This is a genomic window from Arthrobacter crystallopoietes BAB-32 (assembly GCF_000328305.2).
GTDB lineage: Bacteria > Actinomycetota > Actinomycetes > Actinomycetales > Micrococcaceae > Crystallibacter > Crystallibacter crystallopoietes_A.
The window spans coordinates 1-4,781 of record NZ_ANPE02000226.1; the positions used below are offsets into that span (position 1 = coordinate 1).

At 67.7% G+C, this 4,781-nt stretch carries 5 protein-coding genes; 2 read left to right on the forward strand and 3 right to left on the reverse strand.

All coding sequences use genetic code 11. The annotated features are described in order from the left end of the window. The 3 genes from D477_RS17430 to D477_RS17440 all read right to left on the reverse strand — a co-directional run. On the reverse strand, positions 1-471 hold a 471-nt coding region (locus D477_RS17430; protein WP_005272707.1), incomplete at its 3' end, for an amidase. Then, the gene (locus D477_RS17435; RefSeq protein WP_005272708.1) at positions 464-2,518 is read right to left on the reverse strand and encodes an ABC1 kinase family protein; all 2,055 of its coding nucleotides are present in this window, start codon (positions 2,516-2,518) and stop codon (positions 464-466) included. The genes D477_RS17435 and D477_RS17430, both read right to left, overlap by 8 nt. A gap of 91 nt (positions 2,519-2,609) precedes the next feature. Continuing rightward, the gene (locus tag D477_RS17440; protein ID WP_005272710.1) at positions 2,610-3,353 is read right to left on the reverse strand and encodes a peptidase E; all 744 of its coding nucleotides are present in this window, start codon (positions 3,351-3,353) and stop codon (positions 2,610-2,612) included. Positions 3,354-3,455: 102 nt separating this feature from the next. On the opposite strand from D477_RS17440, the gene D477_RS17445 reads away from it, so the two are divergent. Together D477_RS17445 and pheA are read left to right on the forward strand one after the other, a co-directional pair. Beyond that, positions 3,456-3,782 (forward strand): rhodanese-like domain-containing protein, encoded by a 327-nt coding sequence (locus D477_RS17445; RefSeq protein ID WP_005272713.1) that lies wholly within the window; start codon positions 3,456-3,458, stop codon positions 3,780-3,782. Next, the gene (gene pheA / locus D477_RS17450; protein ID WP_005272715.1) at positions 3,782-4,708 is read left to right on the forward strand and encodes a prephenate dehydratase; all 927 of its coding nucleotides are present in this window, start codon (positions 3,782-3,784) and stop codon (positions 4,706-4,708) included. The genes D477_RS17445 and pheA overlap by 1 nt, the downstream gene beginning before the upstream one ends. The last annotated feature ends 73 nt before the right edge of the window (positions 4,709-4,781 follow it).

Sequence of the window (4,781 nt, forward strand, 5' to 3'; positions counted from 1 at the left end):
CCCGGAGGAACCGCCCGCGCTGGTTGCCGGCGCCAGCGGATTGCGGGCCGGCGGCGCAATCCGGTTTTCGCTGTAGGAGGTCAGGCCGAATTCCGGCACCTGCGTCTTGCCCAGGCTGATGGCCCCGGCCCGCTCCAGCACTTCCACCAGCGTATGGTTGGACGCTGCCACGGCATGCTCCACCGCGCGGCTGCCGTGCGTCGTCTTGACCCCGGCCACGTCCGTCAGGTCCTTGAACGCCAGCGGCAGCCCGTGCAGCCGCCGCAGCTGGCCGCCGTGCGCCTGGAACTCATCCGCCGCGCGCGCCCGCTCCAGCGCCTTCTCCGCCGTCACAGTGATGAACGCGCCCAGTTCCGGATTGAGCGACTCGATCCGGGCCAGGTAATGCTCGGTCAGCTCCCGGGCGCTGACCTCGCCGCGGCGCAGGGCATCGCGTTGCTCCACGGCGGTGAGCTCGTACAGGTCAGACATCGCGGTTGCTGCTTTCCGGATGGCGGCGGAAGACCAGCGCCACCGCGCGCAGGGACAGGACAAAACCGGCGAACAGCAGGGTGTAGCCGAAGAACGCGTGCATGCGTACATTCTCGGTCAGCATCGGTCCGGTGTCGCTTGCAATCAGGATTATGGCGCCCAGCGTCGCCGCGCTCGCCAGCAGGGCCACCACCACCTGCTGGACCAGGGTGTCCAGGAAGTGCCGGTCGCGGCTGTCCGCCAGCATCCGGATGTTCATGGAAAACCGGCCCTGCTCCAGGTCCTCGGTGAGCTTGTTCAGCCGCCGGGGCATCCGCTCCAGCAGCGGCAGCAGCTGCAGGGCCCGGCCCTCCAGCTGGTCTTTCAGGTTGCCCGGCCGGAACTGGTGGCCCATCATCCGCTTGCCCTCGGCGCGCGCTGCCGCAACGACGTCGAAGTCCGGACTCACCAGCCCGAGCGTCCCCTCCAGTGCCGCCAGCGCCCGGAACGCCGCCGCGATCTGTGCCGGCACCGCGAAACCGTGCTGCACCAGCAGGTTCAGCAGCACCGTGAACATATTCCGGCTGCCGCGCCGGCCGAAGCCCGCGCGGTAGCGCGTCAGCAGCTGGCCCACGCTGCGTTCCAGCGCGCGTTCGTTCAGTTCCTCCGGGCGGTCCAGCAGCTCGATCAGCGCGTCCGTGGCGGACACGCTGTCATCCTTCTCGACCGCGTACAGCAGCGTGCCGAGCGATTGCCGCGTGGACGGATCCAGCCGCCCCACGGAACCGAAGTCCAAAAAGCCGATGCCGCCGTCGTCCCTGAGGAAAATGTTGCCCGGATGCAGGTCCGCGTGGAAGACGCCCGAATCAACGATCTGGCTCAGCGTGGCCGAAAGCAGCTTGCCGGCGACCTGGTGGCGCTGTTCGCCGGACATGTCCGCCAGCACCTGCTGGGCATGCGAAATCGGCCGCCCGGCCAGCTTGTCCATCACCAGCAGCCGGCTGCCCGAGAACTCCTCGTACACGTGGGGGACGCTGACATCCTCGATGCCGGATTCCGCCAGCGACGCGTCGACGCTGCGCATGTTCTCCAGCTCCACCCGGTAGTTGAGCTCCTCATGCAGCGACGCAGCGAAGCCCTCCGCGAGTCCCTTGATCCCGATCGTGCGGGCCCACGGCGCCGTGCGGTCCAGCCAGCGCGCCATCCGCAGCACGATGTCGACATCCCGGCGGACCTGGCGCAGGGCCAGCGGCCGCTGCACCTTCAGCACCACCGACTGGCCCGAGAGCAGGCTTCCCTCATGCACCTGCGCCACCGACGTCGAGGCCAGCGGCTGCGGGTTGACCCAGGCGAACACCTCGTTCAGCTCCCGGCCCAGGTAGGTGCGGATGGCCGGCTCGATGGCGGACCACGGCTCCGGCTCGGCATGGGTCTGCAGCTTGGACAGCTCGCGGATGTACGGCTCCGGAAGCAGATCCCGCCGGGTGGAGAGCATCTGGCCGAGCTTGACGAACGTAACGCCGGCTTCGTTGAGCGCCAGCCGCAGGTGCAGCGCGGTCTCTTCCTCGTTCTCGTGCCGCGCATTGCGGTTCAGGCCGCGCAGCTGGGAACCGAGTCCGTGCCGGAACGCGATGCCCACCACCTGCGCGTAGCGCCGGGCCCGCTGCCGGCGCGCCCGCCAACCCCGGAAGAAGCTGGCGATCTTGGGCAGCGAACCGGTGGGGAACGCGACCTCCAGTGCCACCAGCACGGCGACTCCGATGGCAAACACCCAGGCCACCGCCAGGACCAGGAACATGAGTACGACGGCGGTGGGTACCTTGAGTGCCGATCCGCCGACTCCGCCCAAATCGGCTGTCATGGCCAGGTACTGGGCCATGGCACCGAACGAGAGGATCATCAGGATGCCGACCACGATGGAACGCGGCCAACCGACGGGAACCCCGAGCACACGCCGGGCAATGACGGCGGACAGCCAGGCCAGGACCAGGACGAAGAGCGTCAGGGCGAGCACGAGCGCGCCATTGCCGAGGCCGGCCAGCCCGCTGCCCACAGCCTGCAGATCCATTAGTCCCCCTTGCCCGCGGGCAGCTTCACGTTGACCAGGCCTGCCCAGATTGCTTCGCTACCGGATCGTTCCGCTACCAGATCCTCAGCTGCTAACCCAGATACCGAGCCTCGACCGGCTCTTCCACGGCCACAGCCTCCGGGCCGTCCCCGGCCTTGGCAGTTACGCGGTAGGCCATCTTGCCGGGAACCTCGGTGACCGCCTCCACAAGTTCGGTGCCCCGGTAAACCAGCCCCACGCCGTCGTCCGTGCAGTGCGTTTCACCCAAGGTGCCGGACGCGACCAGCTGGTGGACCAGGGGACGCCGCTGCGGCTCGGAATCGTAGTGCACCCCGTTGTCGTAGGGCAGCAGGGCGAGGCCGTTGGTCACCGCGCGCAGCTCCGGCCCGTAGGAATCCGTGGTCCCGCCGCGGAACCAGCAGATGGAACCTGCCGAAACGCCGGCGAGCACCACTCCGGCCTCCCACACGCGGCGGAACACCGCGTCCAGCTCGTGCACGCGCCACACGGCCAGCAGGTTCGCCACCGATCCACCGTTCACCCACACCACATCCTGCGCCAGCAGATGCTCTTCCATGTTGTCGATGTTCGGCATCGTAAACAGGTTCAGGTGCGACAGGTCGAACCCGGCCACCCGCGCGGCCTCGTCCAGCTCGGCGGCATACCAGCGCTGGTCGCCGTTGGCCGTACCGACGTGGGTAATGCGCGGCGCCCGCCCGGAAGTCCCGGCGAGCTCTACCGCATGGTGGACCAGCTGGTTGAACTCAAGCCGGGTGCGCGCGCCGGCCTTGTAACCGCCGGAAGTGGCCAGGATCGTGGGTTGGGCAGCAGCCATCGGTACCTCTGTTTCGATAAGGTGCAGGGCGTGCTCCCACTATAGGCTGGACATGGCGGCAGATTGTCAGCCGATTCTGTGATTGTTGCGCAAGGAGTTCCCATGACGAACATCGAGAACGTGGATGTGGAAAGCATCGGCGCCGACGCCACCATGCTGGACGTCCGCGAAGACTACGAGTGGGAAGCCGGCCATATCGACGGCGCCCTGCACATTCCCATGAACGACTTGCCCGAGCGGCTTGAGGAACTGGATCCGGACGAGGACGTCTTTGTCATCTGCCGCAGCGGCGGACGCTCCTTCCGCGTAGCACAGTGGCTAGTGGCCAACGGCTACTCCGCCATGAATGTCTCCGGCGGCATGGGTGCCTGGCTGGAAGCAGGCAAGCCAATGGTTTCAGAGAACGGGCAGGAGCCCACGGTCAAGTAATGCGGCCGACCTACGCCTACCTCGGTCCCGAAGGCACCTTCACCGAGGCGGCGCTGCTCCAAGTGCCCGAGGCGGCCGACGCCGAACGCATCCCCGCTGCCAGCGTCAGCTCCGCCTTGGAATTGGTCCGCACCGGCCAGGTCCGGGCCGCCATGGTGCCCATCGAGAATTCGGTGGAAGGCGGCGTCAGTGCCACCCTGGACTCCATCGCCACCGGTGATCCCCTCATGATCATCGGCGAACAGTTGGTTCCCATCAGGTTTGTGCTGGCGGCGCGGCACGGTCTGGAACTCGGCGACCTCAAGAGGGTCTCCACGCACGGTCACGCCTGGGCTCAGTGCCGTGGCTGGAGCAGCGCCAACATTCCGTTGACCGAATATATCCCCGCTGCTTCCACCGCGGCCGCCGCTGCGGGCCTGCTGGACGACAGCTGCAGCTACGACGCCGCCATTTGTGCTCCGCTGGCAGCCGAACAGCTGGGGCTCGACGTGCTGGCCGACAACATCGGGGATGTTGAAGACGCCGTCACCCGTTTCATCCTCGTCAGCCGGCCCGGCGCCCTTCCGGAAGCCACCGGTTCTGACAAGACGACCCTGGTCGTGCCGCTGCCCGACGACCACCCCGGCGCCCTGATGGGCATCCTGGAGCAATTTGCCACCCGGGGCGTGAATCTGAGCCGAATCGAATCCAGGCCGACCGGCCAGTTCCTCGGCGACTACTTCTTCAGCATCGACGCCGACGGCCACCTCACCGACGAACGCATCGCCGACGCCATCCGCGGCCTTCACCGCATCAGCCCCGGGCTGCGGTTCCTCGGCTCCTACCCCCGCGCTGACCAGCGCAGCTATGGAGTGCCTGAGCATCACCAAGACAAAGCATTCCGCGACGCGCATGAATGGGTGCGGGGCATTCTCGACCGCGAGTAGCGCGGCGGGCGCAGCCTGCCACGCCGGCTGCGCCAGCCCCAGCTTCCCCAGCCCCAGCTTCGCCAGCCCCAGC

What these genes read in the sequence shown, in the direction of transcription:
- D477_RS17435 (WP_005272708.1), bottom strand. Translation starts at nt 2,518, where the DNA reads ATGGATCTGCAGGCTGTGGGCAGCGGGCTGGCCGGCCTCGGCAATGGC.
- D477_RS17440 (WP_005272710.1), bottom strand. Translation starts at nt 3,353, where the DNA reads ATGGCTGCTGCCCAACCCACGATCCTGGCCACTTCCGGCGGTTACAAG.
- D477_RS17445 (WP_005272713.1), top strand. Translation starts at nt 3,456, where the DNA reads ATGACGAACATCGAGAACGTGGATGTGGAAAGCATCGGCGCCGACGCC.
- pheA (WP_005272715.1), top strand. Translation starts at nt 3,782, where the DNA reads ATGCGGCCGACCTACGCCTACCTCGGTCCCGAAGGCACCTTCACCGAG.